The 26,440-nt window shown below is 65.4% G+C and carries 23 protein-coding genes, 2 tRNA genes and 1 pseudogene; 12 read left to right on the forward strand and 14 right to left on the reverse strand.

Annotation, left to right across the window (positions count from 1 at the left end; all coding sequences use genetic code 11):
• Positions 1-276: 276 nt before the first annotated feature.
• From acs to A7A09_RS18535, 7 genes are all read left to right on the forward strand, one after another.
• A complete protein-coding gene (gene acs / locus A7A09_RS18505; protein ID WP_106692760.1) occupies positions 277-2,232 on the forward strand; it encodes an acetate--CoA ligase in 1,956 nt (651 codons plus the stop codon).
• 108 nt (positions 2,233-2,340) lie between these two features.
• Positions 2,341-2,598 carry a DUF4212 domain-containing protein gene (locus A7A09_RS18510; RefSeq protein ID WP_106692761.1) on the forward strand — a complete coding sequence of 86 codons (258 nt, stop codon included), beginning with the start codon at positions 2,341-2,343 and terminating at the stop codon, positions 2,596-2,598.
• Between the two features lie 3 nt (positions 2,599-2,601).
• Positions 2,602-4,332, forward strand: a complete 1,731-nt coding sequence (locus A7A09_RS18515; RefSeq protein ID WP_106692762.1) for a sodium:solute symporter family protein — start codon at positions 2,602-2,604, stop codon at positions 4,330-4,332.
• Between the two features lie 116 nt (positions 4,333-4,448).
• Positions 4,449-6,257 (forward strand): DUF294 nucleotidyltransferase-like domain-containing protein, encoded by a 1,809-nt coding sequence (locus A7A09_RS18520; RefSeq protein ID WP_106692763.1) that lies wholly within the window; start codon positions 4,449-4,451, stop codon positions 6,255-6,257.
• Complete coding sequence (locus tag A7A09_RS18525) at positions 6,254-6,754, forward strand: hypothetical protein (protein ID WP_106692764.1); 501 nt, start codon at positions 6,254-6,256, stop codon at positions 6,752-6,754. The genes A7A09_RS18520 and A7A09_RS18525 overlap by 4 nt, the downstream gene beginning before the upstream one ends.
• Positions 6,754-7,122: a response regulator transcription factor gene (locus A7A09_RS18530; protein WP_106692794.1), complete on the forward strand. Its 369-nt coding sequence runs from the start codon at positions 6,754-6,756 to the stop codon at positions 7,120-7,122. The genes A7A09_RS18525 and A7A09_RS18530 overlap by 1 nt, the downstream gene beginning before the upstream one ends.
• The gene (locus A7A09_RS18535) at positions 7,119-9,092 is read left to right on the forward strand and encodes a 3'-5' exonuclease (protein WP_106692765.1); all 1,974 of its coding nucleotides are present in this window, start codon (positions 7,119-7,121) and stop codon (positions 9,090-9,092) included. The genes A7A09_RS18530 and A7A09_RS18535 overlap by 4 nt, the downstream gene beginning before the upstream one ends.
• Here the strand turns inward: A7A09_RS18535 and A7A09_RS18540 are convergent.
• The 7 genes and pseudogenes from A7A09_RS18540 to A7A09_RS20890 form a co-directional block, all read right to left on the reverse strand.
• Complete coding sequence (locus A7A09_RS18540) at positions 9,038-9,583, reverse strand: hypothetical protein (RefSeq protein WP_148043717.1); 546 nt, start codon at positions 9,581-9,583, stop codon at positions 9,038-9,040. The genes A7A09_RS18535 and A7A09_RS18540 overlap by 55 nt on opposite strands.
• Positions 9,583-10,311: a molecular chaperone DjiA gene (locus A7A09_RS18545; RefSeq protein WP_106692767.1), complete on the reverse strand. Its 729-nt coding sequence runs from the start codon at positions 10,309-10,311 to the stop codon at positions 9,583-9,585. Before A7A09_RS18545 ends, A7A09_RS18540 begins: the two co-directional genes overlap by 1 nt.
• Positions 10,312-11,501: 1,190 nt before the next feature.
• Positions 11,502-11,591 (reverse strand) — tRNA-Ser (locus A7A09_RS18555).
• A 210-nt stretch (positions 11,592-11,801) separates the two neighbouring features.
• Positions 11,802-13,106, reverse strand: a pseudogene (locus A7A09_RS18560) (HlyC/CorC family transporter); the annotation flags it as partial.
• 8 nt (positions 13,107-13,114) lie between these two features.
• A complete protein-coding gene (locus A7A09_RS18565; RefSeq protein WP_106692770.1) occupies positions 13,115-14,089 on the reverse strand; it encodes a site-specific tyrosine recombinase XerD in 975 nt (324 codons plus the stop codon).
• Positions 14,086-15,570, reverse strand: a complete 1,485-nt coding sequence (locus A7A09_RS18570) for a hypothetical protein (protein ID WP_245999466.1) — start codon at positions 15,568-15,570, stop codon at positions 14,086-14,088. The genes A7A09_RS18565 and A7A09_RS18570 overlap by 4 nt, the downstream gene beginning before the upstream one ends.
• A complete protein-coding gene (locus tag A7A09_RS20890; protein WP_170167156.1) occupies positions 15,563-15,700 on the reverse strand; it encodes a hypothetical protein in 138 nt (45 codons plus the stop codon). Before A7A09_RS20890 ends, A7A09_RS18570 begins: the two co-directional genes overlap by 8 nt.
• A gap of 87 nt (positions 15,701-15,787) precedes the next feature.
• On the opposite strand from A7A09_RS20890, the gene A7A09_RS18575 reads away from it, so the two are divergent.
• Complete coding sequence (locus A7A09_RS18575; protein WP_281277613.1) at positions 15,788-16,381, forward strand: shikimate kinase; 594 nt, start codon at positions 15,788-15,790, stop codon at positions 16,379-16,381.
• Positions 16,381-17,490, forward strand: a complete 1,110-nt coding sequence (gene aroB, locus A7A09_RS18580; RefSeq protein ID WP_436277809.1) for a 3-dehydroquinate synthase — start codon at positions 16,381-16,383, stop codon at positions 17,488-17,490. The genes A7A09_RS18575 and aroB overlap by 1 nt, the downstream gene beginning before the upstream one ends.
• A 60-nt stretch (positions 17,491-17,550) precedes the next feature.
• On the opposite strand, the gene A7A09_RS18585 is transcribed toward aroB, so the two are convergent.
• Positions 17,551-18,597 (reverse strand): Leu/Phe/Val dehydrogenase, encoded by a 1,047-nt coding sequence (locus A7A09_RS18585; protein WP_106692773.1) that lies wholly within the window; start codon positions 18,595-18,597, stop codon positions 17,551-17,553.
• A gap of 240 nt (positions 18,598-18,837) precedes the next feature.
• On the reverse strand, positions 18,838-19,332 hold the full coding sequence (gene ssb / locus A7A09_RS18590) for a single-stranded DNA-binding protein (RefSeq protein WP_106692774.1): 495 nt from the start codon (positions 19,330-19,332) through the stop codon (positions 18,838-18,840).
• A 217-nt stretch (positions 19,333-19,549) separates the two neighbouring features.
• Between ssb and A7A09_RS18595 the strand changes: the two genes are divergently transcribed.
• A complete protein-coding gene (locus A7A09_RS18595) occupies positions 19,550-20,173 on the forward strand; it encodes a lytic transglycosylase domain-containing protein (protein WP_106692796.1) in 624 nt (207 codons plus the stop codon).
• An 87-nt stretch (positions 20,174-20,260) separates the two neighbouring features.
• Here the strand turns inward: A7A09_RS18595 and A7A09_RS18600 are convergent, their stop codons facing one another.
• The 5 genes from A7A09_RS18600 to tyrS form a co-directional block, all read right to left on the reverse strand.
• Positions 20,261-21,550: a homoserine dehydrogenase gene (locus A7A09_RS18600; protein WP_106692775.1), complete on the reverse strand. Its 1,290-nt coding sequence runs from the start codon at positions 21,548-21,550 to the stop codon at positions 20,261-20,263.
• A 190-nt stretch (positions 21,551-21,740) separates the two neighbouring features.
• Entirely contained in the window at positions 21,741-22,262 is a 522-nt protein-coding gene (locus A7A09_RS18605; protein WP_106692776.1) for a hypothetical protein, read from the reverse strand.
• A 43-nt stretch (positions 22,263-22,305) separates the two neighbouring features.
• The gene (locus tag A7A09_RS18610; protein ID WP_106692777.1) at positions 22,306-23,130 is read right to left on the reverse strand and encodes a glycosyl transferase; all 825 of its coding nucleotides are present in this window, start codon (positions 23,128-23,130) and stop codon (positions 22,306-22,308) included.
• 115 nt (positions 23,131-23,245) lie between these two features.
• Positions 23,246-23,407 carry a hypothetical protein gene (locus tag A7A09_RS20895; RefSeq protein WP_170167157.1) on the reverse strand — a complete coding sequence of 54 codons (162 nt, stop codon included), beginning with the start codon at positions 23,405-23,407 and terminating at the stop codon, positions 23,246-23,248.
• A gap of 364 nt (positions 23,408-23,771) precedes the next feature.
• Positions 23,772-24,908 (reverse strand): tyrosine--tRNA ligase, encoded by a 1,137-nt coding sequence (gene tyrS / locus A7A09_RS18615; RefSeq protein WP_436277807.1) that lies wholly within the window; start codon positions 24,906-24,908, stop codon positions 23,772-23,774.
• A 61-nt stretch (positions 24,909-24,969) separates the two neighbouring features.
• On the opposite strand from tyrS, the gene A7A09_RS18620 reads away from it, so the two are divergent.
• Positions 24,970-26,067 (forward strand): anhydro-N-acetylmuramic acid kinase, encoded by a 1,098-nt coding sequence (locus tag A7A09_RS18620; RefSeq protein WP_106692797.1) that lies wholly within the window; start codon positions 24,970-24,972, stop codon positions 26,065-26,067.
• Between the two features lie 247 nt (positions 26,068-26,314).
• Positions 26,315-26,391 (forward strand) — tRNA-Asp (locus tag A7A09_RS18625).
• Positions 26,392-26,440: the final 49 nt, after the last annotated feature.

Below are 26,440 nucleotides of genomic sequence, written 5' to 3' on the forward strand. Positions count from 1 at the left end.
GCGGGCGCGCTTTGTCTTGGCGCTGGTGGATCTCCTGCGCCGCTCCTTTCCTGAGCATGTCCTGACCGGGAGCGGTTCATTCCTGACAGGCTTGTGAATATTTTACAGAATGATCCTGTTTGATGTGAATAAATTTACATAATTTTTCTTATATAAAAATGACTTAACATGATGTATAGCTGCTTATTAACATGGCACGTATCGCTGGACGATGCCGTCCGAACGGGCGTTCTTGGCGATGCGGCAGGTTTTGTTACGGCTGCGAGGAGGGGACTCATGAGTTCTGAAAATATTGCCAAACACGCGATTCCGGCGGGATTCGAGAATGCCCATGTGAAACCGGCGGATTACGACCGGCTCTATGCCGAATCGATCAATGATCCCGAGGCGTTCTGGGGGCGCGAGGGCAAGCGGCTGGACTGGATCAAGCCTTATACCAAGGTCAAGAATACCGATTTCACCTTTGGCAATGTCAGCATCAAGTGGTTCGAGGATGGCGAGCTGAACGTCGCCGCGAACTGCGTCGACCGGCATCTGCCCAAGCGCGCCGAGCAGACCGCGATCATCTTCGAGCCCGACGATCCCAAGGACCCGGCGCAGCATATCACCTATGCGCAGCTTTCCGAGAATGTGAACCGGATGGCGAATGTGCTGCGTGACCTGGGCGTGAAAAAGGGCGACCGGGTGGTGATCTACCTGCCGATGATCCCCGAGGCCGCCTATGCGATGCTGGCCTGCGCGCGGATCGGGGCGATTCATTCCATCGTCTTCGCGGGCTTTTCCCCCGATGCGCTGGCCAACCGGATCAACGATTCCGGCGCGCAGATCGTGATCACCGCCGATACCGCTCCGCGCGGCGGGCGCAGGACGGCGCTGAAATCCAATGCCGACCAGGCGCTGCTGAGCTGTTCGGACAAGGTGCGCTGCCTTGTCGTCAAGCATACCGGCGACCAGACGACATGGACCGAGGGCCGCGATATCGACGTCAAGGCGCTGATGGCCGAGGCCGCGACGGAATGCGCGCCCGAGGCGATGAATGCCGAGGATCCGCTGTTCATCCTTTATACTTCGGGTTCGACCGGCAAGCCGAAGGGCGTCGTGCATACGACGGGCGGCTACCTCGTCTTCGCGGCGATGACGCATCAATATACCTTCGATTACCACGAGGGCGATATCTACTGGTGCACGGCGGATGTGGGCTGGGTCACGGGCCACAGCTATATCGTCTATGGCCCGCTGGCCAATGGCGCCACCACGCTGATGTTCGAGGGCGTGCCGACATGGCCCGACGCGGGCCGGTTCTGGGAGGTTTGCGCCAAGCACAAGGTCAACCAGTTCTACACTGCGCCGACCGCTATCCGGGCGCTGATGGGCAAGGGGCCGGAATTCGTCGAGAAGCACGACCTGTCCAGCCTGCGCCTGCTGGGAACCGTGGGCGAGCCGATCAATCCCGAGGCCTGGAACTGGTATGACACCCATGTCGGCCGCGGCAAATGCCCGATCGTCGATACATGGTGGCAGACCGAGACCGGCGGCCACCTGATCACGCCCTTGCCCGGCGCGACCGAGACCAAGCCGGGATCGGCCACGGTGCCCTTCTTCGGCATCAAGCCCGCCATTCTGGAGCCTGAAAGCGCCAAGCTGGTAGAGGGCGACCCGGCAGAGGGCGTGCTGTGCATCGCCGATAGCTGGCCGGGGCAGATGCGCACGGTCTGGGGCGATCACCAGCGCTTCATGGAGACCTATTTCCAGCAATATCCGGGCTATTACTTTACCGGCGACGGCTGCCGCCGGGACGAGGACGGCTATTACTGGATCACCGGGCGCGTTGATGACGTCATCAACGTTTCGGGCCACCGGATGGGGACCGCCGAGGTGGAATCGGCGCTGGTCGCCCATGAGAAGGTCGCCGAGGCGGCGGTGGTCGGCTATCCGCATGCCGTCAAGGGGCAGGGCATCTATGCCTATGTCACGCTGATGAACGGCGTCGAGCCCACCGAGGAGCTGCGCGCCGAACTGGAGAAATGGGTCCGCAACGAGATCGGCCCGATCGCCAAGCCCGACCTGATCCAATGGGCGCCGGGCATGCCCAAGACCCGCTCGGGCAAGATCATGCGCCGCATCCTGCGCAAGATCGCCGAGAACGACTATGGCAGCCTTGGCGACACGTCGACCCTGGCCGAGCCGGAGGTCGTGGATGACCTGATCGCGAACCGGATGAACCGGGGCTGATAGAGGCCCCGCCATCGCGCCCCGGCCTCTCCGCCGGGTAACCGGGGCGCCGATCACCAAAAGGGCGGAAAAAGAGGGACATGTCTGAACAGGGGAGGACCGAAGGACATGAGTGATAAACAATCATCTAACGCATATTGGCGTGCGAATATCCGCACGATCTGGATATGCATCGCCATATGGGCCTTTGTGTCCTATGGCTGCGCCATCCTGTTCCGCCCGCTGCTGTCCGGGATCAGCGTCGGCGGAACCGATCTTGGCTTCTGGTTCGCGCAGCAGGGCTCGATCATCACTTTCGTGATCCTGATCTTCGCCTATGCCTGGCGGATGAACAAACTGGATCGCGAGCACGGGGTGGAGGAATAAGCCATGGAACAATTCACCCTCAACCTGATCGTCGTGGGGCTGACCTTCGCGCTCTATGTCGGTATCGCCTTCTGGGCCCGGGCCGGTTCGACCAGCGAGTTCTATGCAGCCGGCCGGGGCGTGCATCCGGTTCTGAACGGCATGGCGACAGGCGCTGACTGGATGTCGGCGGCGTCCTTCATCTCGATGGCGGGCATCATCGCCTTTGGTGGCTATGACACCTCGGCCTACCTGATGGGCTGGACCGGCGGTTACGTGCTGCTGGCGATGCTGCTGGCGCCTTATTTGCGCAAGTTCGGCAAGTTCACCGTGCCGGAATTCATCGGCGACCGTTTCTACAGCCAGACGGCGCGGCTGATCGCCGTGATCTGCCTGATCGTCGCCTCGGTCACCTATGTGATCGGGCAGATGAAGGGCGTCGGCGTGGCCTTTTCCGGCTTCCTGAACATGTCCTACGAGATGGGCCTGCTCGTCGGCGCGATCATCGTCGCGGTCTACGCGGTCCTGGGGGGCATGAAGGGCATCACCTATACGCAGGTCGCGCAATATGTGGTGCTGATCATCGCCTATACCATCCCGGCGATCTTCATCTCGCTGACCATCACCGGCAACCCGATCCCGGCGCTTGGCCTGTTCAGCAACACGGCAGCCGAAGGTGTGCCGCTTCTGGACAAGCTGGATACGGTGATCCAGGATCTCGGCTTTGCCAGCTATACGGCGCAGACCGATACCACGCTGAACATCTTCCTGTTCACCCTGTCGCTGATGATCGGCACCGCCGGTCTGCCGCATGTGATCGTGCGCTTCTTCACCGTGCCGCGGGTCGCCGATGCGCGGAGCTCGGCTGGCTGGGCGCTTGTGTTCATCGCGCTTCTCTATCTGACCGCTCCGGCGGTGGGCGCCATGGCGCGGCTGAACTTCGTCGATACCATGTGGCCCAATGGTCCGCAGGAGGACGCGATCGCCATCGAGGAGATGCCGAACTGGGTCCAGAACTGGGAGCGGACCGGGCTGCTGGCCTTCGAGGACAAGAACGGTGATGGCCGCATCGAGTATTGGGCCGACGAAGAGAAGAACGAGGCCGTCAAGGTGGACCGCGACATCATGGTCCTGGCCAATCCCGAGATCGCGGGGCTGCCGAGCTGGGTGATCGCGCTCGTGGTCGCCGGTGGTCTTGCGGCGGCGCTGTCGACTGCGGCAGGGTTGCTGATGGCGATTTCCTCGGCCGTGTCGCATGACCTGATCAAGTCGATGATCAACCCTGCTATCAGCGAGAAGAACGAGCTGATGGCGGCACGGATCTCGATGCTGGTGGCGATTGCGGCGGCGACATGGCTGGGACTCAACCCGCCCGGCTTCGCGGCGCAGACCGTGGCGCTGGCCTTCGGGATTGCGGGTGCTTCGCTGTTCCCGGCGATCCTGATGGGGATCTTCTCCAAGAGGATGAACTCGCAGGGTGCGATTGCGGGGATGCTGGCGGGTCTGTTGACCACCGTCATCTATATCTTCCTGCACAAGGGCTGGTTCTTCATCCCCGACACCAACAGCTTCACCGATGCCGATCCGCTGCTGTTGTCGATCAAGTCCACCAGTTTCGGTGCGGTGGGTGCGATGATCAACTTCGCCGTTGGCTACTTCGTGTCCAATGCCACACAGCAGCCGCCGGAAGAGGTGCAGGAACTGGTCGAGTCGATCCGCGTGCCGAAAGGCGCCGGTGCGGCTCAGGCGCATTGACGTGAAACCGATGCGGGGGGCAGCCTGCCCCCCGCACCCCCCCGGGGATATTTGCATGAAGAAGAAGCAACAGGGGTTTCATGCCTTTCCGGCGCATTTCAGCGGGATTGTGAAGAATGTCCGGGATCTCTGATTTCATCTCTACCGTTCATCCCTATGACAGCCTGCCGCGGGACGAGTTGGCGCGGGTCGCCGCCTCCTTCAGCCGCAGGACCTATCCGGCGGGTGCCGAGATCTATCATTTCGGAGATCTTCTGCCCGGCCTGTTCCTGATCGAGAGCGGGGCCGTTCATGTCACCGACCGCAATGGCGAGTCGGTGTCGGAACTGGGGCCGCGCAATTCGTTTGGCGAGCGGGGTCTGCTACGTGACGGTTGCGCCGTGACCTCGGCGCGGGCGGCGGAGGATGCGGTCGTCCTGATGCTGCCCCGGGCCGAGTTGACGCAATTGATGGCCCGGTCCCGCCCGGTTGCGCGTTTCTTCGATCGCGGTGGCCGGGCGATGCTGCGGACCGGCGATGTGGCATTGCTGAAAGTGGGCGATATTCTCGGCCGGAAACCGCAAAGCTGCCCTCCCGATACGCCCATCATCGACGCCGCGCGGCTGATGCGTGATGCTCAGGTCAGCAGTCTCGGTGTCACCGAGCAAGAGCGGCTGATCGGGCTGGTGACGATCCGCGACATGTCGAACCGCGTGGTGGCCGAGGGCCGCGACATGCGCATGCCGGTGAGCAAGGTGATGACCGCCGATCCGGTCACGTTGCCGCCCACGGCGCTTGGCTACGATGTGCTGAACATCATGCTGGAGCGCCGGATCGGGCATTTGCCCATCGTCGAGGACGGGCGTTTCATCGGCATGGTCAGCCAGACCGACCTGACCCGCATGCAGGCGATCTCGGCCACCGGGCTGGTCCGCGACATCGCGCAGGCGGACAGCGTGGCCGATATGGCCGAGGCGACTGCCCGGATCCCCGACCTGCTGGTGCAGCTGGTCCGGGCGCATCAGCGGCACGAGGTCGTCACGCGGATGATCTCGGATATCGCCGATGCGGTGACCCGCCGCCTGCTCGAGATGGCCGAGGCAGAGCTTGGACCCGCCCCGGTGCCCTATCTCTGGGCGGCTTGCGGCAGCCAGGGGCGGCAGGAGCAGACCGGGGTGAGCGACCAGGACAATTGCCTGATCCTCGCCGATGGCGCCGATCCGGCGGAACCCTGGTTCGAGGCGCTGGCCCGTTTCGTCTGTGACGGGCTGAACGAATGCGGCTATGTCTATTGTCCCGGCGACATGATGGCGACCAATCCCCGCTGGCGGCAGCCGCGCGATGTCTGGCGCCGCTATTTCCGCGACTGGATTGCCAGCCCCGATCCCGAGGCGCAGATGCTGGCCTCGGTCATGTTCGACCTGCGCGCCATCGGCGGGGATGGCGCGCTCCTGGCGGGGCTGCAGGTCGAGACGCTGGAACGGGCCGAGAAGAACTCGATCTTCGTGGCGCATATGGTGACGAATTCGCTCAAGCACCGTCCGCCCCTGGGATTGATCGGAGGCTTCGCGACGATCCGCTCGGGCGAGCATCGCGACCATATCGACATGAAGCATGGCGGCGTCGTGCCCGTCACCGACCTGGCGCGGATCTATGCGCTGCAGGGGCGGCTGACCCCGGTGAACACGCGCGCGAGGCTGCAGGATGCCGAGGCCAAGGGCGTGATCTCGGGCAGCGGGGCGCGCGACCTGATCGCGGCCTATGACCTGATCCAGACGGTGCGGCTGGACAACCAGGCCGATCTGATCGGGGCTGGACGGCCGCCGGACAATTACCTCTCGCCCGCCGGTCTGCCGGATTTCGAGCGGAGCCATCTGCGCGACGCTTTCGTGGTGGTGCGCGGGATGCAATCGGCCGCGGGCCATGGAAAAGGATTTCTGGGATGACCGCTACGGGTGTCGAGCTTCTGGGGGCGATCGCGGTGGGGATCGGTGTCGCGGCGCTGGTCTATGCCCTGATGCATGGTGCGCGCAAGGCGGGGTTCTCGCCCCCCCGCTGGCTTCTGCCCGCCTGTGCAGGGCTGGCGATGATCGGCTATTCGGTCTGGAACGATTACGCCTGGTTCGGCCGCGCGAAAGCGCAACTGCCCGAAGGGGCCGAGATGCTGGCCATCGGGCGCGACAGCCAGCCCTGGGCGCCCTGGACCTATCTTGCGCCGGTGGCGGTCCGTTTCGCCGCGCTGGACCCGGCGCGGATCAGCGAAACCGGCGCAGGCAGGAAGCGGGCCGAGATCATGCTGGTCGAGCGGCGCGGCCCGACGACGATCGTGCCGCAGGAATTCGACTGCGAGAAAGGCGTCTTCTCTGTTGCGGGCGCCGAATGGACCGCGGCTGAAGCCGATGATCCGGTCTTTTCCGCCGTGTGCCAGGGGGAGGCCGGATGATGGCGGATATCCTGGTGGTCGAGGACGAGGACAATATCGCCGTCGCGCTGGACTTCCTGCTGTCGCGCGATGGGCATCGCCATTCCCGGCTGGCGACCGGGGCAGGGGCGGTCGAACGGATCCGTGCCGAGCGCCCCGACCTGGTGCTGCTGGACGTGATGCTGCCCGATGTTTCGGGCTACCAGATCGTGCAGGACCTGCGCGCCGATCCGGCCCTGAAACATGTCCGGGTGCTGATGATGACGGCGCGGGGATCGGTGGTGGAACGCCGCAAGGGCCTTGCGCTCGGTGCCGACGGCTTCATCGCCAAGCCGTTCGAATTGTCCGAGCTCAGGGCGGAGATGGCGCGACTGCTGGAGCGGGAATGAAACGAAGGGTCAACCTGCGGCTGCGTGTCCTGCTGGTCTTTGCGGGGCTGGCATTCGCGGTGCTGGCGGTGATCGGGCTGGCGCTTTGGGTCGAGGGGCGGCGGCTTCTGGGCAACGGGGTCGCGCCGAGCGAGGCTCTGGATCCCTTATTGCAGGCTGGCGTGATCGCGGGCTTTGGCGTTCTGGCGCTGATCGCGGCGATCTGGTTCCTGTTCGACCGCCATTTCGCCCGCCCCATCGACGGGCTGGCCGGGGCCTTGCGCATCGGGCGGATCCCCGATGCCGGGCAGGCGCGTTACCTGGGCGATCTTGGCCCCGCCGCGCGCGACGCCGCCGAGGCCCGGGCGCGCAATGCCGAGGCGCTCTCCGAGGCGGTGGCCGACCATGCCGCCGAACTCATCCGCGAGAAGGCACGGCTGGAATCGATCCTGTCCGATTTCGGCGCGGCTGCGGTGATGACCGATCCCGGCGGCCGGGTGGTGTTCTACAACGCCTCGGCGGCGCGCCTGCTGCCGGGGCTGGCGCTGGATCGCCCGATCGAGCGCCATATCGCCCCCGGCGCGATCGAGGCTGCGAATGCGCGCCTGACCGCCGGGGCGGAGGCGACCGACCTGGCCTGCCTGACCCCGGACGGCCTGCGGCTGTCGGGCCGGATGCGCCGGATCGAAGAGGACATCCTGCTGATCCTGCGCGACAGGGCCCCCAATCGCCCGCTTCCCCATGATGTGCTGGAGACGCTGAGACGCCATGCCGCGACGCTGGTTCCGATGCTTGATGCGCTGGACGGGCCGATTCCGCCCGCCCTGGCGCAGGCGATCCGGGACGAGGGGCAGGGGCTGGCCCGTGCGACAAGGCAACTGTCCGAGACGCTGGCCGGGGATGCGCCGACTGCACGGGCCGGGCTGAACGAACTGGTGGCGGGGCTGGAACAGGCGGGCGATCCGCCATCCCTGTCGGTTCTGGCCGAGGCCGGATCGATGAATGCGTTGCTGCGCCGGTTGGATGCCCGGTTGCGTGATGGCGGCGCGCAGCCGGTTCTGCGCATCCATCGCGAGGACCGGGCCGAGCTGCATCTGCGCCTGGAGTGGCAGGGCGAGGCGGTGCCGATGGACCGGCTGGAGCGCTGGCTGGACGAAGCCCCCGATCCCGGCCAGCCGGATCTGAGCGGTGCCGAAATCCTCGCCGCCCATGGCTCCGGCATCTGGCCCGAGACCGGAGATAGCGGCCCGCGCCTGGTCCTGCCTCTCCAGCTTGCGGCGGATCGGCACGATGCGCCCGGGCTGACCTATGATTTCGCCTTGGCCGCAAGGGGTGCGGCATCGTCGCGGCTGGCGGATCTGACCTGCGTTGTGTTCGACACCGAGACGACCGGCCTGGAGCCATCCGACCGGATCGTGCAGATAGCCGGGCTCAGGATCGCACGGGGCAGGCTGACGGGCGAGCGTTTCGAGACATTGGTCGATCCGGGCCGCCCGATCCCGCCCGGCGCAAGCGCGGTCCATGGCATCACCGACAGGATGGTCGCGGATGCGCCCGGCATGCGTGGCGCGCTGACCGCCTTTCACCATTTCGCCGAAGATGCGGTGCTGGTCGCCCATAACGCCCCTTTCGACATGGGAATGCTGCGCGCCGCCGAGCCGGAGACCGGGCTGCATTTCGATCACCGGGTGCTGGATACCGTGCTGCTCTCGGCCATGGTCTGGGGAGGCGGGGTGGCGCATACGCTGGACGCGCTGGCCGAGCGGCTGGATATCGTCATCCCGCCCGACCGGCGCCACAGCGCGATGGGCGACGCCACCGCGACGGCAGAGATCTTCCTGCGCCTGATCCCGGCGCTGGAGGCGAAGGGGATCACCCGGTTCGAAGAGGTCACGGCAGAGGCCCGCCGCCACCGCCGCCTGATCGCCGATGCCAATCAGAGGTCGATTTCGGGGGCGTCCGGATCGCGCGGGACCACGGATTCGGGCTGATCCTCCGGCATGGTGAAATTGCGCAGGTACTCCCCGATAGGAGGGGGCGGCGGTGCATCCGCCCTGCGGCGGATGACGATATCTCCATTCTCGAGCCGCTCGGGGGCTTCGTAATTGCGCAGATCGTCGATCAGGACGCCGAGATCCTTGAGCACCGGCGACAGGTTGTTCAGCGCGCCCGACATGTCCTGCCCCAGCTGATCCAGCCCGGGCCCGAGATCGCGCATGAAATTCTCCATCAGGATACCGACACCGCGCCCGATCAGGTCGGCCCCGTCTTCCCCGGGCGCAGGCTCGCTGTCCTGCAGGGGCGGCTGCCAGGCGTCGGGATCGTCCTGCGCGAACAGGACCGGCGCGGCGAACAGGGCCGGGGCCAGGAATGCGGCAAGGGTCAGGGCGCGTATCTGCATGACAGGGAAGATGGGGCGCAGATTGGGGTTGTGCAAGTGATTTGCGTCTCCGCGACGGTTCACGGTCGTGCTACGCCGCATCAGCCGCCCGTCGGCGCCGGGGGCCTATGCATGGCCCGAAACTTCTCCCACGCCTCGTTGAGACGGCGGGTGCGGGCTTCGGCGAGGCGGACCGCCTCGGGCGGAAGGCCGCGTGCGATGGCCCGGTCGGGATGCGATTCGCGGATCAGGTTGCGCCAATGTTTCCGGGCTTCGGGAAGCGGGGTTTCTATTGGAATGCCAAGCACTTCACAGGGCGGGCAGCCTGCCTTGGGGTCGTGGCGGGCACGTATCGCCCCGATGCGGGCCTGGGTCAGGCCGAAGATCCGGCCGACCTCGTCGATGAAGATGATCTCGGCCTCGTGCAGATCGCCATCGGCGACGGCGATGATGAACAGCCCCTCGATCACATCGGCCAGAACCGGATCGCCCGCCGGGAACATGGCCGCGATCCGATGTGCCCATGCGTCGAATCCCGCCACGTCCTGCCGGGCCAGGTCAAAGACCCTCGCCGCGTTCTTTTCCTCGGCCCGAGGGATGATGAAGACGCGGCGGAAGGCGGCGACCTCGGATCGGGCGACGGTGCCGTCGGCCTTGGCCAGCTTGGCGCCGAGCGCGATCACCGCGATGGTGAAGGCAACCGAGCGTTCCGGCGGGGTGGCGGCCCGCTGCCGGCCCAGCATCGCCGCCAGCCGGTCGGCGATGCGCTGCCAGAAGCTGCGTGGCTTCGGCAGGTTGGGGCAGGCGGGCTGATGCGGGCTCGTATCCATGAGGCCAGACTAGCGGCTATGGCGGCGCTACGGTAGGGGCGAGTTGTCACGGCTGCCATGCGGGAAGGGCAGGGCCGGATGCGCAACGGAAGCCCGCGCCGCATTCGCGCCAGGATACACCGGGGCTGCGGTCCGGCCCCGCGAATATCGGGGTCCCGGCTCTTGGCCCGGGATTTCGAAGATGCCTTCACCCATCATGCGGATTTCATGAATTTCTTTTAATGTCAGGCTGTTGCCTTCTTCATGCCTGGCATGGAGAAAATCAGGCGGGTGCGGCCTTATACAGCCCCTCATTCCCGGATCCGGTGGATGTTCCGGCCAGATGGCGGGCAGGCTCCGGCGTCTTCGGCCCGTTGCCGTCGCCGATCGCTTCAGGACGCGGGTGGCCATATCTGTTCCGCTGCGGTTCTGTCAGCCGTTGCCGCTACGCTTGGGAAAAGGCGTGACGGTGAAGGTTCGAGGGTAACGAGATTTAATCGGCAGCTCGACTGGACACGGGTGCAGGAAGCGGGCAATGTCATCTTCCGGTCACGAGCCCGTGATATTGAAGACTTTCAAAATGGGAGAATGACAATGACGAAGAATTGCCAGACTCCAGGTGTCTCGACGCCTCAAGGCATCTGCAAACCAAAGCTCGACGACGAGGCGCAACGGCATGTCGAAGGAAAGCGGGACTGACACCCGTTTCCATCGGGTCGGCAGGGCGTGGCAACCCAACGCCCTGCGTTCCGGCCCTGGATGCGATGCAAGCGGTTCTTCTCTGCCGCCAGCCGTTCATCCTTCGCGTTGGCCAGCTACCTGTCTGATACATGGATCTCGCGCGTCTCCTGGTCGGAGACGTGGGAAGATTTGTCATCTTCGGGCTTCCGTCGTTCTTGTCGATACGTCAGACGGGAACGCCGGAAAGATGCGCGGTAGATGCGACCGACCAGCCAAGCGCGATCCTGGAGCATTTTGCGCTCAATCAGACCCACCCGAATACTCTTCTTCATAAGAATATCCACGGGAGTCGCCGGCGCGGTCGCGCGACTGGTTCGAGAGACCTGTCGGCGGCAGGGCCGTCAGCCCCCGGCGTCGCGGGACGCGACCCGCTACTGAACCTGATATGCTGCAAACTGCCCTGGCGGCGGGAGTATCGGCTGATTCGGCGAATGAGTGCCGATATTTCCGTTGAGATCCAGGATGAAAAATGGCGGAGACGAAGGGATTCGAACCCTCGAGGCGGTTTCCCGCCTGCACCCTTAGCAGGGGTGTGCCTTCGACCACTCGGCCACGTCTCCGCCGATCCGTATATGGATCAAGCGAGGGGAAAACAAGAGCCTTTTGAAAGGGCTTCGACCGTGGGTCGGGGCCGTGGGGCCAGATGGCGTCCGCCCGCTTTTCCCGGCTCCGAAGCAGGTCCCCGCGGGCAGGGAGCGGCATCTCGGGTGAGCGGATGGACATGCGCCCCGGCATGGAAAGCACATGTCAATCCTCCGGCTGCGCCTTTCGTCGAGCGGGCGGACCCGGAGCTTGGTGATCCGGTTTTCACGGCGGTTGACCACTTCGAAACGATAGCCGTGGAAGGAAAATACCTGCCCCGGATCGGGGATCGATTGCGCCATGTGGATCACCAGCCCCGCGACGGTATTCGCCTCTTCATCGGGCAGGTTCCAGTCAAGCTGGCGGTTCAGGTCGCGGATGGTCATGCCGCCATCGACGGCGTAATCGCCCTGCGGATTCGGGGTCAGGATCTGGTCCGCCTCGGTATCATGCTCATCCGCGATCTCGCCGACGATCTCCTCGAGGATGTCCTCCAGCGTGATCAACCCGCGCAGCGAGCCATATTCGTCCACGACCAGCGCGAAATGCGCGCGGCGTTTCAGGAATTCGCGCATCTGTTCGTCCAGCGCGGTCGTGTCGGGCACGAAATAGGGCTTCATCGCCACGGCCATCACGTCGAATTTCTGCAGGGCCTGGGAATCGCCGCTGTCGCGCACCGCCTTGTTCACGGCCCGCAGCAGGTCCTTGGCATGGACGACGCCCACGACATTCTCGCGCTCGCCCTTGTAGACGGGCAGGCGGGTATGCGGGCTGGCCAGCACCGCGTCCAGGATATGCGAGGGCGACATGTCGCAATCGATCATCTGGATGCCGGAGCGATGGCGCATGATCTCTTCGACGGTGCGGTTGCCCAGGTCCAGCGCGCCCAGCAGGCGGTCGCGATCCTCTTTCTGCACCGCGCCGGTGGCATGGCCGATGGAGAGCGCGCCGGCGATCTCGTCATGGACCGAGAACATATGTGATTCGGGATCGGTCTGCAGCCCGAACAGTCCCAGGATGCCGCGTACGATCACCCGCACCACGGCAACGATGGGCGACAGCAGCAGTGTGACCCACCGGATCGGGCGGGCGACACGGCTGGCGACATTCTCGGGGGCGGAAATCGCATAGGTCTTGGGCATCACCTCGGAAAAGATCAGCACCAGGACCGTCATGACCAGCGTGGCGATCGCCACCCCGCTCGACCCGAGAAGGCGGGTGAACATGGCGGTGGCGAGACTGGCCGACAGGATGTTGACGACATTGTTGCCCAGCAGGATGGCGCCGATCAGCCGTTCGCTGTCCTCGGTGACATTCAGGGCCGCATCGGCCCCGGCATCCCCCTTGTCCGCGCGTGCGCGCAGCTTGGCGCGGCTGGCCGCGGTCAGGGCGGTCTCGGAGCCCGAGAAAAAGCCCGACAGCATCAGAAGAACAATAATCGCCGCGCTGGTAAGCCAGAAGGCGGCGTCAAAAATACTCGAAGGATCGTCCATGGGATTGGTCAGTTGCTTTCGGAACTCGGCGCGTCCCGGGATATGGGGTGCACCAGGGGGTGGTGGTTCAGGACCAGGTCGCGCATGCGCTGATCCAGGACATGGGTATAGATTTCGGTCGTGCCGAGATCGGCATGACCCAGTAGTGTCTGGATGCTGCGCAGATCGGCGCCGCCTTCAAGAAGATGGGTCGCGAAGGCATGGCGGATGACATGCGGCGTCACGCGCGAGGGATCGACCCCGGCGCTCGCGGCGATGTCCTTGAGCAGCCGCCCGAAGCTTTGCCGGGGCAGGTGGCCCGCCGTGCCCGGTGCGGGAAACAGCCAGCGCGCGCCCTTGCCCGCGATCAACCGGGCCAGCGGGCTGTCCTTTGGCGGATTGTCGCGGCATGTAAGCCAGCCGGTCAGCGCCTCGCGGGCCGGAGGGGTCAGCGGGACCATGCGTTCCTTGCCGCCCTTGCCCCGGATCAGCAATATGTCGGGATCGCCCCGGCAGGCGGCGACGGGCAGGGACACCAGTTCGCTGACCCGCATGCCGGTGGCATAGAGCAGTTCGAGCAGGCACAGGTTCCGGGCCTGTTCGGCGGGACCGCGGCCCGATGAGGACGCGGCGTCAAGGATCGCCTCGACCTCGTTCCGGCTCAATGTCCTGGGCAGGCGTTGGGCACGGCCGGGGCCGGTAATGCGGATGGCGGGATCGTCCTCTCGCCAGCCTTCCTCCAGCGCGAAGCGGGTGAATTGCCGGATCGAGGACAGCCGTCTTGCCCGCGTGGCGCGGGACAGGCCCTGGGCATCGCAATGCGCCAGGTAATCCTCGACCCGTTCGCGCGTCAGCCCGGCCAATGACTGGCGCCGTCCCGCAAGCCAGTCCGACAGGTCGCGCAGGTCCCGGCCATAGGCCAGCAGCGTGTTCCGGGCCGCCCCGGCCTCGGCGGCCTGGGCATCCAGGAAATCCGAGATCGCGCGATGATCGGGGATACTCATCCCGGCGCCTTTCTCATATGCGGCAGAAGCGTGAGCTGGGTGGCCGCCAGATCGGCATCGGCATCCAGTCCGAGCGCGCGCAGCATCGCGATCCCCCGCGCGGCGCGGGGCAGATCGCCATCCATGCCCGCGTCTATATCGGTCATCGCCGCCAGCAGCGCCTCTCCCTTCCGGTCGGTGGGGGGGGCGGGCGGATCGCCCTGCAATTCCCGAAGGATCTCGATCCGATCATTTCCCGGCAAACCCTGCCATAGCCGCAGCCAGCCGGTGATCTCCGCGGCCTTTTCCCCGCTGTCGGCAGGCAGGTCTTCGGCCACCATCGCGGCCAGGACATCCGCCATTTCGGCAGAGCGGAACGCGTCGAATGCGCGGGGCAGGGCGGCCGCGACATCCCCCGCCGCGATCGCGGCTTCGAGCGCCTGCATCCTTGCCGCACGTTCCCATACGCTGCCCGAGGCGGCCGGTTCCTGCTCGGAATAGATCTCGCGTAGCCGCGCCGGCGGGAGCGCGCCCGCGCGGGCCAGCCTTTCCGCCGCTTCGAGCCGGGCCTTCCAGCCGCTATTGGCGCGCAGGTCGGATTGCGCGAAGGCCAGCGGCAGGGGATGTGTCGGCAATGGCTGGCCGATCGCCTCGTGGATGCGGAACTCCAGCGGGGTCACGCGATCCGAGGGGACCAGTTCCTCGTCGCTGTCCACGTAGGAATCATGCAGGAAATGTGTCAGAAGCTGCGCTTGCCCGGCATCGATCAGGCCCAGGTCATCGGCGCCGTTCAGGCCGATGGCGGCGGCGGCCCAGTCTCCCGAATGGGCCAGGCAGAAGATGCGGGCGGAAAAGCTGGGCGCGATGCCCGGCGTATTGTTCATGGTTTCGCAGGCCCGTGATTCGTCGCCTTCCAGCAGGGCGATGTCGAAAAGCCGCCGGAACTGTTCGGAATCGCCGTGACCTACTGCGAAAAGCAGTGCCTGCGCCTGGTCCAACGCGCCCATATCCAGCAGGCGGTCGGTCCGGGCCAGGAACAATTGCCCCTGATGCATCCGCGAATCCGCCGGAGGCAAAAGCTGCGCCTTCAGGATTCGCCGCAGCAGCGCGTTCATCGCCGGCAGGCGGGCAGGGCTCTGCGCGAGCTGCGCCGAGATCGTCGCAACCTCGCTGCCCTGCCACAGGTCTTTCGGCAGGCCTGCCTTTCGGGCGGTGATCGTCCCGGCCATGTCGGGATTGGTGCCGTCCAGCCGCGTGACCTCGATCTCGCCCACCGCGCCGCTCTCTGCGACGGGCTGCGGGTTTCCATGCCCCCTGATCTGCGGAGGCGGGATGTCACCGGGCCGCCAGGCCGAGCTTTCGCGGGGCGGGCCCTTGACGCTGCCGGACAGCCAGTCGCTGGCGGATAGCGGTGCTTCGGCATGAAGCGCACCGGCGAAAAGCAGTTGCGCCAGGAAAAATGCCGCCAGGCCCGTTCCGGCCGGATGACGGGAATCAGTCACTCCCGTCCCCCGTGCCTATGGGGGTGCGTATCTCCTGCTGAGGGGCCTGCATGTCGCCAAGATAGGCATAGCCCACCAGTGCGATCAGCGCGGCGAGGATCAGCACCACCAGAAGTTTGAGTAACCGCATTTATTTCTGCCTTTGCTCTGCCTAGTTTGTATCCGTTCCACGGTCTTTTGCCGGTTCCGCCCGAATATATATGGCAATTCGGAAAAGATCACGTCATTCAGTTCCCCCGGCGACAGGGATCCGTCGGAAAAGAGGCGAAGGAAGATGAAGCGGCATATCGTGATGATCGGGATGATGGGGGCGGGCAAGACCGCGATCGGGTCGGAACTGGCCCGGCGGCTGCATGTGCCCTTCACCGATTCGGATGCCGAGATCGAATCCGCCGCCGCAATGAGCATCGGCGAGATCTTCGCCCGTGACGGGGAAGCATTCTTCCGGGACCGTGAAGCCCAGGTCCTGTCACGCATCCTCAACGGGCCGGTGGGGATCGTCTCGACCGGGGGCGGGGCCTGGATGCAGGCCCGGAACCGCGAATTGATCCGCGCGCATGGATTGTCGGTCTGGCTGAATTGCGATCTGGAAACGCTGTGGCATCGGGTTCGCCAGCGCAGCACCCGCCCGCTGCTGAAGACCCCCGACCCCAGGGGCACGCTGGCCCGGCTGCTTGATGAACGCGGGCCGGTCTATGCCCGTGCCGATGTGACCTTCAATGCCCATGCGGATGACAGTATCGAGGCCGCCGCGACGCGGCTGATCGAACAGCTTCGCAGCGTTGTTCCCGAATTTCCGGAGGTGAAATGATCGAAGCCACCCATGTTCACGTCCCCCTGGGCGCGCGCGCCTATGACGTCCGGATCGGGCCGGGGCTGATCGCGCGGGCCGGGGCCGAGATCGCCCCGTTCCTGCACCGCTCGCGCCTCTGTATCGTCACCGATGAAACCGTCTCGGCGCTGCATCTGGACCGGCTGCGCGAGGCGTTGGGCTCCGAGGGGATCGCGTCCGAAGCGCTGGCCCTGCCGGCCGGCGAGGCAACCAAGAGCTGGCCGCAGCTGACCCGCTGCGTTGAATGGTTGCTGGAACAGAAGATCGAGCGGCGCGATATCGTCGTCGCGCTTGGCGGCGGCGTGATCGGTGATCTGGTCGGCTTCGCGGCGGCGATCCTGCGGCGCGGCGTGCGTTTCGTGCAGATCCCGACGACGCTTCTGGCGCAGGTCGATAGCAGCGTCGGCGGCAAGACCGGCATCAACAGCGCGTTCGGCAAGAACCTGATCGGCGCCTTTCACCAGCCCGCGCTGGTGCTGGCCGATATCGAGGTGCTGGACACGCTGGCCCCGCGCGATTTCCTCGCCGGATATGGCGAGGTGGTGAAATACGGGTTGCTGGGCGATGCCGGTTTCTTCGAATGGCTGGAACGGCACGCACCGCGCCTGCGCGGCGATATGGAGCTGCGGCAACAGGCGGTTGCGCATTCCGTTCGTATGAAAGCCGGGATCGTGACCCGCGACGAGACCGAGCAGGGCGAACGGGCGCTGCTCAATCTTGGCCATACCTTCGGCCATGCGCTGGAGGCGGCGACGGGCTATTCCGAGCGGCTCCTGCATGGCGAGGGCGTGGCCATCGGCTGCGCGCTGGCCTTCGACCTGTCGGCGCGGATGGGGCTGTGCAGCCAGGAGGCCCCGTCGCGGGTGGTGGCGCATCTGCGGCAGATGGGCATGCCCGCGAAACTGACGGATATTCCGGGCGAATTGCCCGATGATCAGGCGTTGATCGCGCTGATGGGACAAGACAAGAAGGTCGTCGATGGCAAGCTGCGCTTCGTGCTGGCCCGCGGGATCGGCGAAGCCTTTGTCAGCGATGATGTGCCGGGTGACATGCTGGCGGCTGTCTTGCGGGATGCGCGGGCGGGCTGATCCCGGCCGGAAGAGCGGGGCAGGGGTCATCGATCCCGCCGCCGCATCCCCGCATCCCGGTCAGGCGGCGCTTGCCTCGCGCAGCATCTGCTCGACCATCTGATCGGCGATCTGCTCGGTGCTGCAATTCCCGGCGGTGGCGCGCGTCAGCATCTCGGCCACGCGGCCCGTGATCCCGTCCAGGCGTTCGCGCCGCCAGGCGTCACCCGTGCCATGGATCTCGCTGGCGACGCTGATGATCCCGCCGGCATTGACGACGTAATCGGGCAGATAGGTGATCCCCCGCGCCCGCAGGATCTCGGCGATCTCGGGCCGGGCCAACTGGTTATTGGCGGCGCCGCAGACCAGGGGGGCGGTCAGCTTCGCGCTGCTCGCCTCGTCAAGCACACCGCCCAGGGCACAAGGTGCGAAAATATCCATCTGCTGCTCGAACACCGCATCCGGGGCGCAGATTTCCGCGCCAAGGCGCGTCTTGGCGTCCTCCAGCGCCGCAGCGTGAATGTCCGTGACGATCAGCTCGGCCCCGGCCTCGTGCAGCTTTTGGGCAAGCGAGAGCCCGACATGGCCCAGCCCCTGCACCAGCACCCGCCGCCCGGTCAGATCGTCGTCGCCGAACACATGCGCCGCGCCGATCCGCAGGCAGCGGAACACGCCCTCGGCAGTCCAGGGCGAAGGATCGCCCGACGCGCCCGACAATCCCACGGCATAACGGGTCTCGGTGGCGGCATGGGCCATGTCCTCGGGTGAGATGCCGACATCCTCGGCGGTGTAATAGATGCCCTTCAGCGCATCCACCGCCCGCCCGAAGGCGCGCATCATCCCGGGGGTCTTGTCGCGGCGCGCATCACCGATGATGACCGATTTGCCGCCGCCCAGCCCCAGCCCGGCCATCGCGTTCTTGTAGGTCATGCCGCGCGCCAGCCGCGTGACATCGGCGATCGCCTCGGCATCATCGGCATAGCTCCACATCCGGCAGCCGCCCGCGGCTGGCCCCAGAACGGTCGAATGCACGCAGATCAATGCGCGCAGCCCCGCCGGGGCGTCCTCGGCCAGCACCAGCCGCTCGAAGCCGTCGGGCCTGTCGAGATCGGTGAGTTTCAATTCCATGTCCGGCTCTCCTCCTCGCTGGCGCTCCGATCCGAACCGCCTTGAAACAAGGTCAGAAAACGGCTTTCCGCCTGCATTGCAAGCATTGGATCATTTGCAAAGATCGCATGGGGCGGGGCGCAATTTGCGTCGCAATTGGTCTTGACCGGCGCAATTTTAACGCTGTTTCGGCAAAAAGGAACGGGCGGCCCCCTGGACCGCCCGCCTCGATGATTCGCCCTGGCCGCCGAAGGCCGGTGCCTAGAACGGGATCTCGTCGTCGTAATCGCTGCGTCCGCCGCCACCGCCCGAGGAGGGGGCGCCGCCGCCCGACGGTCCGCCATATCCGCCGCCACCGCCGAAACCGCCCGGATCGCGGCTGCCACCGCCGCCGCCGCCTTCGCCGCGCCCGTCCAGCATGTGCAATTCGCTGCGAAACGGGCGCAACACGACCTCGGTCGAATAGCGGTCCTGCCCGCTCTGGTCCTGCCATTTGCGGGTCTCGAGCTGGCCCTCGATATAGACCTTGGACCCCTTGCGCAGATATTGCTCGGCCACGCGGGCGAGGGGTTCGGAAAAGATCGCGACGGAATGCCACTGGGTGCGCTCCTGCGCCTCGCCGGTGTTGCGGTCCTTCCACCGTTCGGATGTCGCGATCCGCAGATTGACCACCTTGCCGCCATTCTGGAACGTGCGGACTTCGGGGTCCTGTCCCAGATTGCCGACCAGAATGACCTTGTTGACGCTGCCTGCCATGCTGGGCTCTCCGGTTGTTCGATATGCTGCCGCCGGTCTATCCCAGTGACGGCGAATACTGCAAGCAATTCGGGCCGGAGAGGGGCCTCCCGGCCCATCGGCCAGTTTCCGCCTTCCCGTTCCGGCGATGGATGCGCGGAAAAGCCTTGCTGGCGAAGGCGGAAAATTCATGTATAGTGCCTTCAAAAATAATGCCAGGCGAACGAGGGCGGAGTTCATGAGGATCATATCGGTGACAAGGGCCGTGATCGGCGCGGCGCTGCTTGCGGGACTTGCATTGCCCGTGACGGCGGAAGGGCTGCGGCTGTCGGGCAGTTCCTCCAAGTCGAGGGCCGATCAATTCGCGCGCCAGACCCGGCTGATGGACTCGCGGCTTGCCTCTCAATATCAGCAATCGGCGCGGCTGCAGCCCGGAGCGGGCAACCGCAGCGTGGTCGAACTTGACCTGTCTGCGAATATTCCCGCCTATCGCGGCAAGCGCAGCGAATACATGCCGCATGCCCGCGCCGCGGCGCGGCGCTATGGAATCCCCGAGGATCTCTTCCTGCGTCTGGTGCAGCAGGAATCCGGCTGGAACCCGTCCGCGCGCTCGCATAAGGGCGCGACGGGTCTGGCGCAGCTCATGCCGGGAACGGCGTCCAGGCTGGGCGTGAATCCGCATGATCCGGTGCAGAACCTGAATGGCGGGGCGCGCTACCTGCGCATGATGTATAACCAGTTCGGCAATTGGCGGCTGGCACTGGCGGCCTATAATGCCGGGCCCGCCGCCGTCTCCAAATATGGCGGTATCCCGCCTTATCGCGAGACCCGCAACTACGTGCGCATCATCGCGGGGGGCTGAAGCGCCCGCGCCTTCTTCTTCATCCAAATATCCTCAGGGGGTGAATTGGCCGCAGGCCAAGAGGGGGCGCGAGCGCCCCCTGTTTCGTCAGACTTCCTCGATCCGCAATTCGACCGGATCGCTGACCAGGACGCCGGTTCGCGGCAATGCCTCGATCGCGAAATCTATCGCATCCGGCGTGGTCTTGTGGGTCACCACCAGAACCGGAACACTGCTGTCGCTGGCATGGCCATATTGCCGCATCCGGTCGATCGAGATCCCGGCATCGCCCAGGACCGACGCGATCTTGGCCAGCGCCCCCGGCTTGTCCTGCAATTCGAGCCGCATGTAATAGGCAGCAGGCACCGCGGTGCGGGCCGGTTGCGCGGGCTCGAGACCGGTGGCGGGCTGGCCAAAGACCGGCAGGCGCACGCCCCGCGCGACCTCGACAATGTCCGACATCACGGCACTCGCCGTCGGGCCTTCGCCGGCGCCTGCGCCGCGCAGCACGATCTGGCCGACGCTGTCGCCCTCGACCACCACCATATTGGTGCCGCCCGCCAGTTGCCCGATGGGGCTGTCGGCAGGGACAAGACAGGGAGACATGCGCTGCTCCAGCCCGCGCGGGGTTATCTGCGCGACACCCAGCAGCTTGATCCGGTAGCCCATATCCGCCGCGCGGCGGATATCGTCGATGCTGACGCGCTCGATCCCCTCGATCTCGACGGCGTCGAAATTCACCCTCGTGCCGAAGGCGATCGAGGACAGGATCGCCAGCTTGTGGCCCGCATCGATCCCGCCCACGTCCAGGTTCGGATCGGCCTCCAGGTAACCGAGCTGCCGCGCCTCCTCGAACACCGCCTCATAGGGCAGGCCGGCGCTTTCCATCCGGGTCAGGATATAGTTGCAGGTGCCGTTCATCACCCCCATGACGCGGGTGATGCCGTTGCCGGCAAGCGACTCGGTCATGGTCTTGATCACCGGGATGCCGCCCGCGACGGCCGCCTCGAAGCGGATCACCCGGCCAAGGCTCTCGGCCAGTTCGGCCAGCTCCTGCCCATGCATGGCCAGAAGCGCCTTGTTCGCCGTGACGACATCCTTGCCGGACCGCAATGCCGCCTCGATGCTCTGCCTGGCGATGCCGTTGTCGCCGCCGATCAGCTCGACATAGAGATCCACGTCCCCGGCCTGCGCCACGGCCATGGGATCGTCTTCCCAACGATAGGCCGAGATATCCGCGTCGCGGTTCTTCATCCGGTCGCGGGCGCTGATGGCGGTAATGGCAATCCCGCGCCCCGACCGCTTCGCCAGCAGGTCGGCGTGCTTCTGAACGATCTTGACGACACCGATCCCGACGGTGCCAAGCCCGGCGATGCCGAGGCGAAGGGGGGACGACATGAAAGCCTCTCGGTTTGGATTGCGCGGGTTGTTAGCGCGCCCGGCCCGGCGTTGCAACGCGGTAACGCGCTTTGCGGTCCGCCCCGCCCGGATCCGGTGCCGCCCGCGTGACGAATAAGCCGCAATCCGGCCCCGCCTTCGGGCATCGCCGGGGGCCGGGCGCCGGGTGGGTGACGGTCGGATGCGTCACTCACTCCTCGTCGTCATCGCCCGCCAGTTCACCCTCGATCCCGGTGGCGCGCATGATCGAGACCACCCGCCGGGCAATCCTCAGCGTGTCGGTATGGATTTCCTCGATATCCCCGACATTCATCTCGTCGGGATAGCGCTCGCCGCGCGTGTTGATGAAGGTCGGATGCCAATATCCCGGCTCGCTTCCCGGACGCCACGAGGCATGGCACAGAAGATTGCGCTTCAGGCGGATCGCGGTCAGTTCGTCGGCCAGGACATGGCGGTCATCGACCCGCGCCCGCTTGGCCGAGGCGACGAAACTGTCGATCAAGGTGCCCAGGGTGTCGTCGGCGATTTCCTCCATCCGCCGCAACCATTTCTCCAGTTCCTTCTCGCTGACATCCTCGCCCAGGCCCTGCCGGGTCAGGGAGAAGATGGCACGCTTGAGGGCTTCCTCGAGGAAACCGAAGCCGGATACCGCATGGCCGATCGCGGCGGCCATGTCATCCGAGAGGCGGTCGGGGGCGCGGGGCAGGCTCATCCTGGTCGTCTTGTGTCCATGTTTCGATGGTTCCGGAAACGGGCTATTCGCGCCACATGGAGGCGACCCAGGTGGTGGGGCGCAGGTAATGGCGCAGATGTTTCACCAGGCCCTCGCGGCGATCCTTGCCGAATGTGGCGCGCAGGTGATCCAGCGGCGGGCGGGGGGTGGCATGTTCGTCCCACCGTCCGGCAATGGCGTCGGGCGGGTTCAGGTTGCCCGGGAAGATGACGATCTTCGCGCCGCGCGGGATATGCGGCTCCTTCATGTAATTGAGCGGAAAGATCGGAACGCATTGCAGCCGGAAATGCGCCATCCAGCGCAAGGGCCAGAACTTGACCCCGCCCGGCGCGTTGCGCGTCACGAAGCGCTGCTCGTAGCGATAGGTATCGGCCACGCCCTGCGGATCGGCGCGGAAGATGTCTTGCAGCGGGGCCAGCTTGCCCACCCGCATCCGGTAGACCGAGGTCTGGCCCATCCGTTCGAAAGGCGTATTCAGGTTGCGCCCCAGGATCGTGTCGTCGGGATCGCCATATTCGAAGAAGCCGTCGATATTGCCGGTGACGACCACGTCGAGATCGAGGAACAGCACCACGCCGGTCACATCGCCAAGATCGCCCCATAGCCGGGATTTCGGCCATTTGCCGCGGGTGCGCTCGGGTGCCTTGTAGTCGAATTCGGGCAGGGGGCGCACGGCGATGTCGGGATGCAGCCCGCTTCCGTCATCGGTAAAGCAGTAAAGCCGGAACGGCGGCGTGATGTTCCGCGCGATCATGCCATGCAGGCGATTCACATATTCCGGCCCGAACTTGCTGCCCCATTTGATGCAGATGATCTGCTTGACCGATCCGTTGCGCCCGTCGCTCATTTCGCCCCCGCCATTTCGACGAAAGCGTTTCACAACCCACAGCCGAGGGCAAGAGAGGACGATCAATCGGCGGGCGGGCCTTGCCGACCGGTTGTCAAAACCGGCCGGCCATGCTTCAGGCGGCCCTGCCAGCGGCCCTGTAGGCGTCGAATTCGCTGACGATCCGCCGCGTCTGGCCTTCCCGGCTGAAATAGCCGAACATCTGTTCCAGTGCTGCCTCGGCCTCGCTGTTGCGCTGGCGCTCGGCAATGTTTTGCGGTTTCGTTTCTTGGCTCATGTCTAGGTCTGCCATATTGGAGTTGGCTCCTCCGCATCCGGTCAGATAGGCGCAATGCCCCACGCTTTCCAGTGCTGCGACGCGGCGTCACTTTGGGTTGCAATGCTGCCATGCAGAAAGCGCATTTGCGCACCTCACCGCCCGGAACCGACCGTTCCATCAATTCGCCGCTTCTTCTTCACGCAAATATCCCCGGGGGTCTGGGGGTGTGAAACCCCCAGCCATCGCGGGACGTAACAAGCAGCCGTTCCCGGTCAGCCGATCTGCACCATCCGATGCTTCTTCTTGCCGACCGAAACCTTCAGCCCGTCGCCGATCAGGCCCGCATCGACCGGCAGTTGCGGATCGCTCACCGCCTCGTTGTTCAGCCGCAGGCGCCCTCGGCGATCAGGCGCTTGGCTTCCTTGCCGCTGGCGGTGATTCCGGTCTGGACCAGCATCTGCACCACCGTCAGCCCATCGCCCAAGGCATCTGACGGCAGCAGGGCCACTTCCAGGTCGCCGCCCGCGCCGCCCTGTTCAAAGACCTCGCGCGCGGTCGCCTCGGCGCTGGCCGCGGCCTCGGCACCATGCAGAAGGGTTGTCACCTCGTTGGCCAGCCGCACCTTCGCCTCGTTGATCTCGGATCCCTGCAGCGCCCCCATCCGCTCGCATTCGGCGACCGGCAACTCGGTGTAGAGCTTCAGGAACCGGCCCACATCGGCATCGGTGGTGTTGCGCCAGAACTGCCAGAAATCATAGGGCGACAGCATCTCGCCGTTCAGCCAGACCGCACCGCCCTGCGACTTGCCCATCTTGCGCCCGTCGCTGGTGGTCAGCAGGGGCGAGGTCAGCCCCCAGATCACGGCATCATCGACCCGCCGGGTCAGGTCGATCCCGTTGACGATATTGCCCCATTGATCCGAGCCGCCCATCTGCAGGCCGCAGCCGTAACGGCGGTGCAGTTCCAGGAAATCATAGGCCTGCAGGATCATGTAGTTGAATTCGAGGAAGGACAGCGATTGCTCGCGGTCCAGCCGCGATTTCACCGATTCGAAGGACAGCATCCGGTTGACGCTGAAATGCCGGCCGATATCGCGCAGGAAATCCAGGTAGTTCAGCCCGTCCAGCCATTCGGCATTGTTCAGCATCATCGCACCGCCTTCCTCGCGGTAATCGAGATAGCGCGCGAAGACCTTCTGCATCCCGTCGATATTGGCCTGGATCGCGGCCTGGTCCAGAAGCGGACGCTCTTCCGAGCGGAAAGAGGGATCGCCGACCTTGGTCGTGCCGCCGCCCATCAGCGTGATCGGGCGGTTGCCGGTCTTCTGGAACCAGCGCAGCATCATCACGTTCAGCAGATGCCCGACATGCAGGCTGGCCGCCGTCGCGTCATAGCCGATATAGGCGGTGACGGGTCCGGCCAGCAGCGCCTTGTCCAGCCCCTCGTAATCCGTGCAATCGGCGATATAGCCGCGCTCGCGCATGATTTGCAGGAAATCCGATCTGGGCTGGTATGTCATGGGGCTGTTTCCTCTTCTGCGGGGCGGATATACCGGCTGCAACGGCAAAGGAAAAGGCGTGATGATCCGGGCTTTGGGAATGATGTCGGGCACCTCGCTCGACGGGGTGGATGCGGCGATGATCGAAACCGACGGGATCCGTATCGGCGGTTTTGGCCGCAGCGCATTCCGCGCCTATTCCGATAACGAGGCGGCGGCGCTGCATGCGGCACTCGGGCGCTGGCCGGGCGAGGAGGGCGTGGCGGATGCCGCAGAGATTTCCGTGGCCAGCCATGCCGCTCTGGCAGAAGGTTTCCCCGAGGCGGAACTGATCGGCTATCACGGCCAGACGCTTGCGCATGATCCCCAGGGGCGCGGCACCCATCAGGCCGGGGACGGGGCGGTGCTGGCGCGGATGTCCCGCCGTCCGGTGATCTGGGATTTCCGCAGCGAGGATGTCCGGCAGGGCGGAGAGGGCGCGCCGCTTGCCCCGTTCTTTCACTGGGCCTGTGCCGAATGGGCGATCAGGGAGGGGAAGCTGCCTTCCGCACCGCTGGCTTTCCTGAATCTTGGCGGGGTGGGCAATATCACCTGGGTGGATCCGGCGGCCCCGGCGCCCGAATCCCCCGGTGCCTGTGTCGCCTTCGATACCGGCCCGGCGAACGCGCCGATCAACGACCTGATGCGCAAGCGCCGCAGGCAGGCCCGTGACGAGGGCGGCGCACTGGCGGGCTCGGGCAGCGCGGATCAGGGGATCGTCGCCGAATTCCTGCGGCATCCCTATTTCGACCGTTCCCCGCCCAAATCGCTGGACCGGGACCAGTTCACCGGGCTGGGCGAGGCGGTGACGCCGCTTTCGGATGCCGATGCTGCGGCCACATTGGTCGCGGCGCTGGCCGGATCGGTCGCGGCGGGGATGCGCTGGCTGCCATCCATGCCCGCCGTTCTGCTGGTCTGCGGCGGTGGGCGTCATAACGGCACCATCATGCAGGCACTGCGCGAGGCGGTCCGGGCCGATGTCCAGCCGGTCGAGTCGGCCGGGCTGGATGGCGACATGCTTGAAGCGCAGGCTTTCGGATGGCTGGCGGTGCGCGTGCGGCGCGGCCTGCCGATATCGGGGCCGATGACGACCGGCGTGCCCGCGCCGGTCTGCGGCGGGCGGATCAGCCATCCGCGTTAGACCGGGTTTCGCCGGATTCGAACCGCCCTGTCGTCATCTGATCGAAACATGTCGGGAATGGGCTCGTGCGATGACAGCGGGGATGAAAACATGAGGCAACCCGCCTCTCCTCCATGCGGGTGTCCAATGGCATCCGCGCATTGTCCTCCGATGCGCGGATGTTTTTTCTTCAGCTATCTTGACGCGGCCTGACGGCCCGCTTAAACCCCGCTCACCCGGCGGGCGATCAGCCGGGTAGGATGAGTGTGCGGTTGTAGCTCAGTTGGTTAGAGTACCGGCCTGTCACGCCGGGGGTCGCGGGTTCGAGCCCCGTCAACCGCGCCACTCTCATCTTTTCGCCCGGATAAATGCGCGGTTGTAGCTCAGTTGGTTA

Source organism: Paracoccus methylarcula, from assembly GCF_003007735.2.
Lineage (GTDB): Bacteria > Pseudomonadota > Alphaproteobacteria > Rhodobacterales > Rhodobacteraceae > Paracoccus > Paracoccus methylarcula.

Coding starts and splice junctions, on each gene's coding strand:
- acs (WP_106692760.1), top strand. CDS start 277: ATGAGTTCTGAAAATATTGCCAAACACGCGATTCCGGCGGGATTCGAG.
- A7A09_RS18510 (WP_106692761.1), top strand. CDS start 2,341: ATGAGTGATAAACAATCATCTAACGCATATTGGCGTGCGAATATCCGC.
- A7A09_RS18515 (WP_106692762.1), top strand. CDS start 2,602: ATGGAACAATTCACCCTCAACCTGATCGTCGTGGGGCTGACCTTCGCG.
- A7A09_RS18520 (WP_106692763.1), top strand. CDS start 4,449: ATGTCCGGGATCTCTGATTTCATCTCTACCGTTCATCCCTATGACAGC.
- A7A09_RS18525 (WP_106692764.1), top strand. CDS start 6,254: ATGACCGCTACGGGTGTCGAGCTTCTGGGGGCGATCGCGGTGGGGATC.
- A7A09_RS18530 (WP_106692794.1), top strand. CDS start 6,754: ATGGCGGATATCCTGGTGGTCGAGGACGAGGACAATATCGCCGTCGCG.
- A7A09_RS18535 (WP_106692765.1), top strand. CDS start 7,119: ATGAAACGAAGGGTCAACCTGCGGCTGCGTGTCCTGCTGGTCTTTGCG.
- A7A09_RS18540 (WP_148043717.1), bottom strand. CDS start 9,583: ATGCGGCGTAGCACGACCGTGAACCGTCGCGGAGACGCAAATCACTTG.
- A7A09_RS18545 (WP_106692767.1), bottom strand. CDS start 10,311: ATGGATACGAGCCCGCATCAGCCCGCCTGCCCCAACCTGCCGAAGCCA.
- A7A09_RS18565 (WP_106692770.1), bottom strand. CDS start 14,089: ATGAGTATCCCCGATCATCGCGCGATCTCGGATTTCCTGGATGCCCAG.
- A7A09_RS20890 (WP_170167156.1), bottom strand. CDS start 15,700: ATGCGGTTACTCAAACTTCTGGTGGTGCTGATCCTCGCCGCGCTGATC.
- A7A09_RS18585 (WP_106692773.1), bottom strand. CDS start 18,597: ATGGAATTGAAACTCACCGATCTCGACAGGCCCGACGGCTTCGAGCGG.
- ssb (WP_106692774.1), bottom strand. CDS start 19,332: ATGGCAGGCAGCGTCAACAAGGTCATTCTGGTCGGCAATCTGGGACAG.
- A7A09_RS18595 (WP_106692796.1), top strand. CDS start 19,550: ATGAGGATCATATCGGTGACAAGGGCCGTGATCGGCGCGGCGCTGCTT.
- A7A09_RS18600 (WP_106692775.1), bottom strand. CDS start 21,550: ATGTCGTCCCCCCTTCGCCTCGGCATCGCCGGGCTTGGCACCGTCGGG.
- A7A09_RS18605 (WP_106692776.1), bottom strand. CDS start 22,262: ATGAGCCTGCCCCGCGCCCCCGACCGCCTCTCGGATGACATGGCCGCC.
- A7A09_RS18610 (WP_106692777.1), bottom strand. CDS start 23,130: ATGAGCGACGGGCGCAACGGATCGGTCAAGCAGATCATCTGCATCAAA.
- A7A09_RS20895 (WP_170167157.1), bottom strand. CDS start 23,407: ATGAGCCAAGAAACGAAACCGCAAAACATTGCCGAGCGCCAGCGCAAC.
- tyrS (WP_436277807.1), bottom strand. CDS start 24,908: ATGACATACCAGCCCAGATCGGATTTCCTGCAAATCATGCGCGAGCGC.
- A7A09_RS18620 (WP_106692797.1), top strand. CDS start 24,970: ATGATCCGGGCTTTGGGAATGATGTCGGGCACCTCGCTCGACGGGGTG.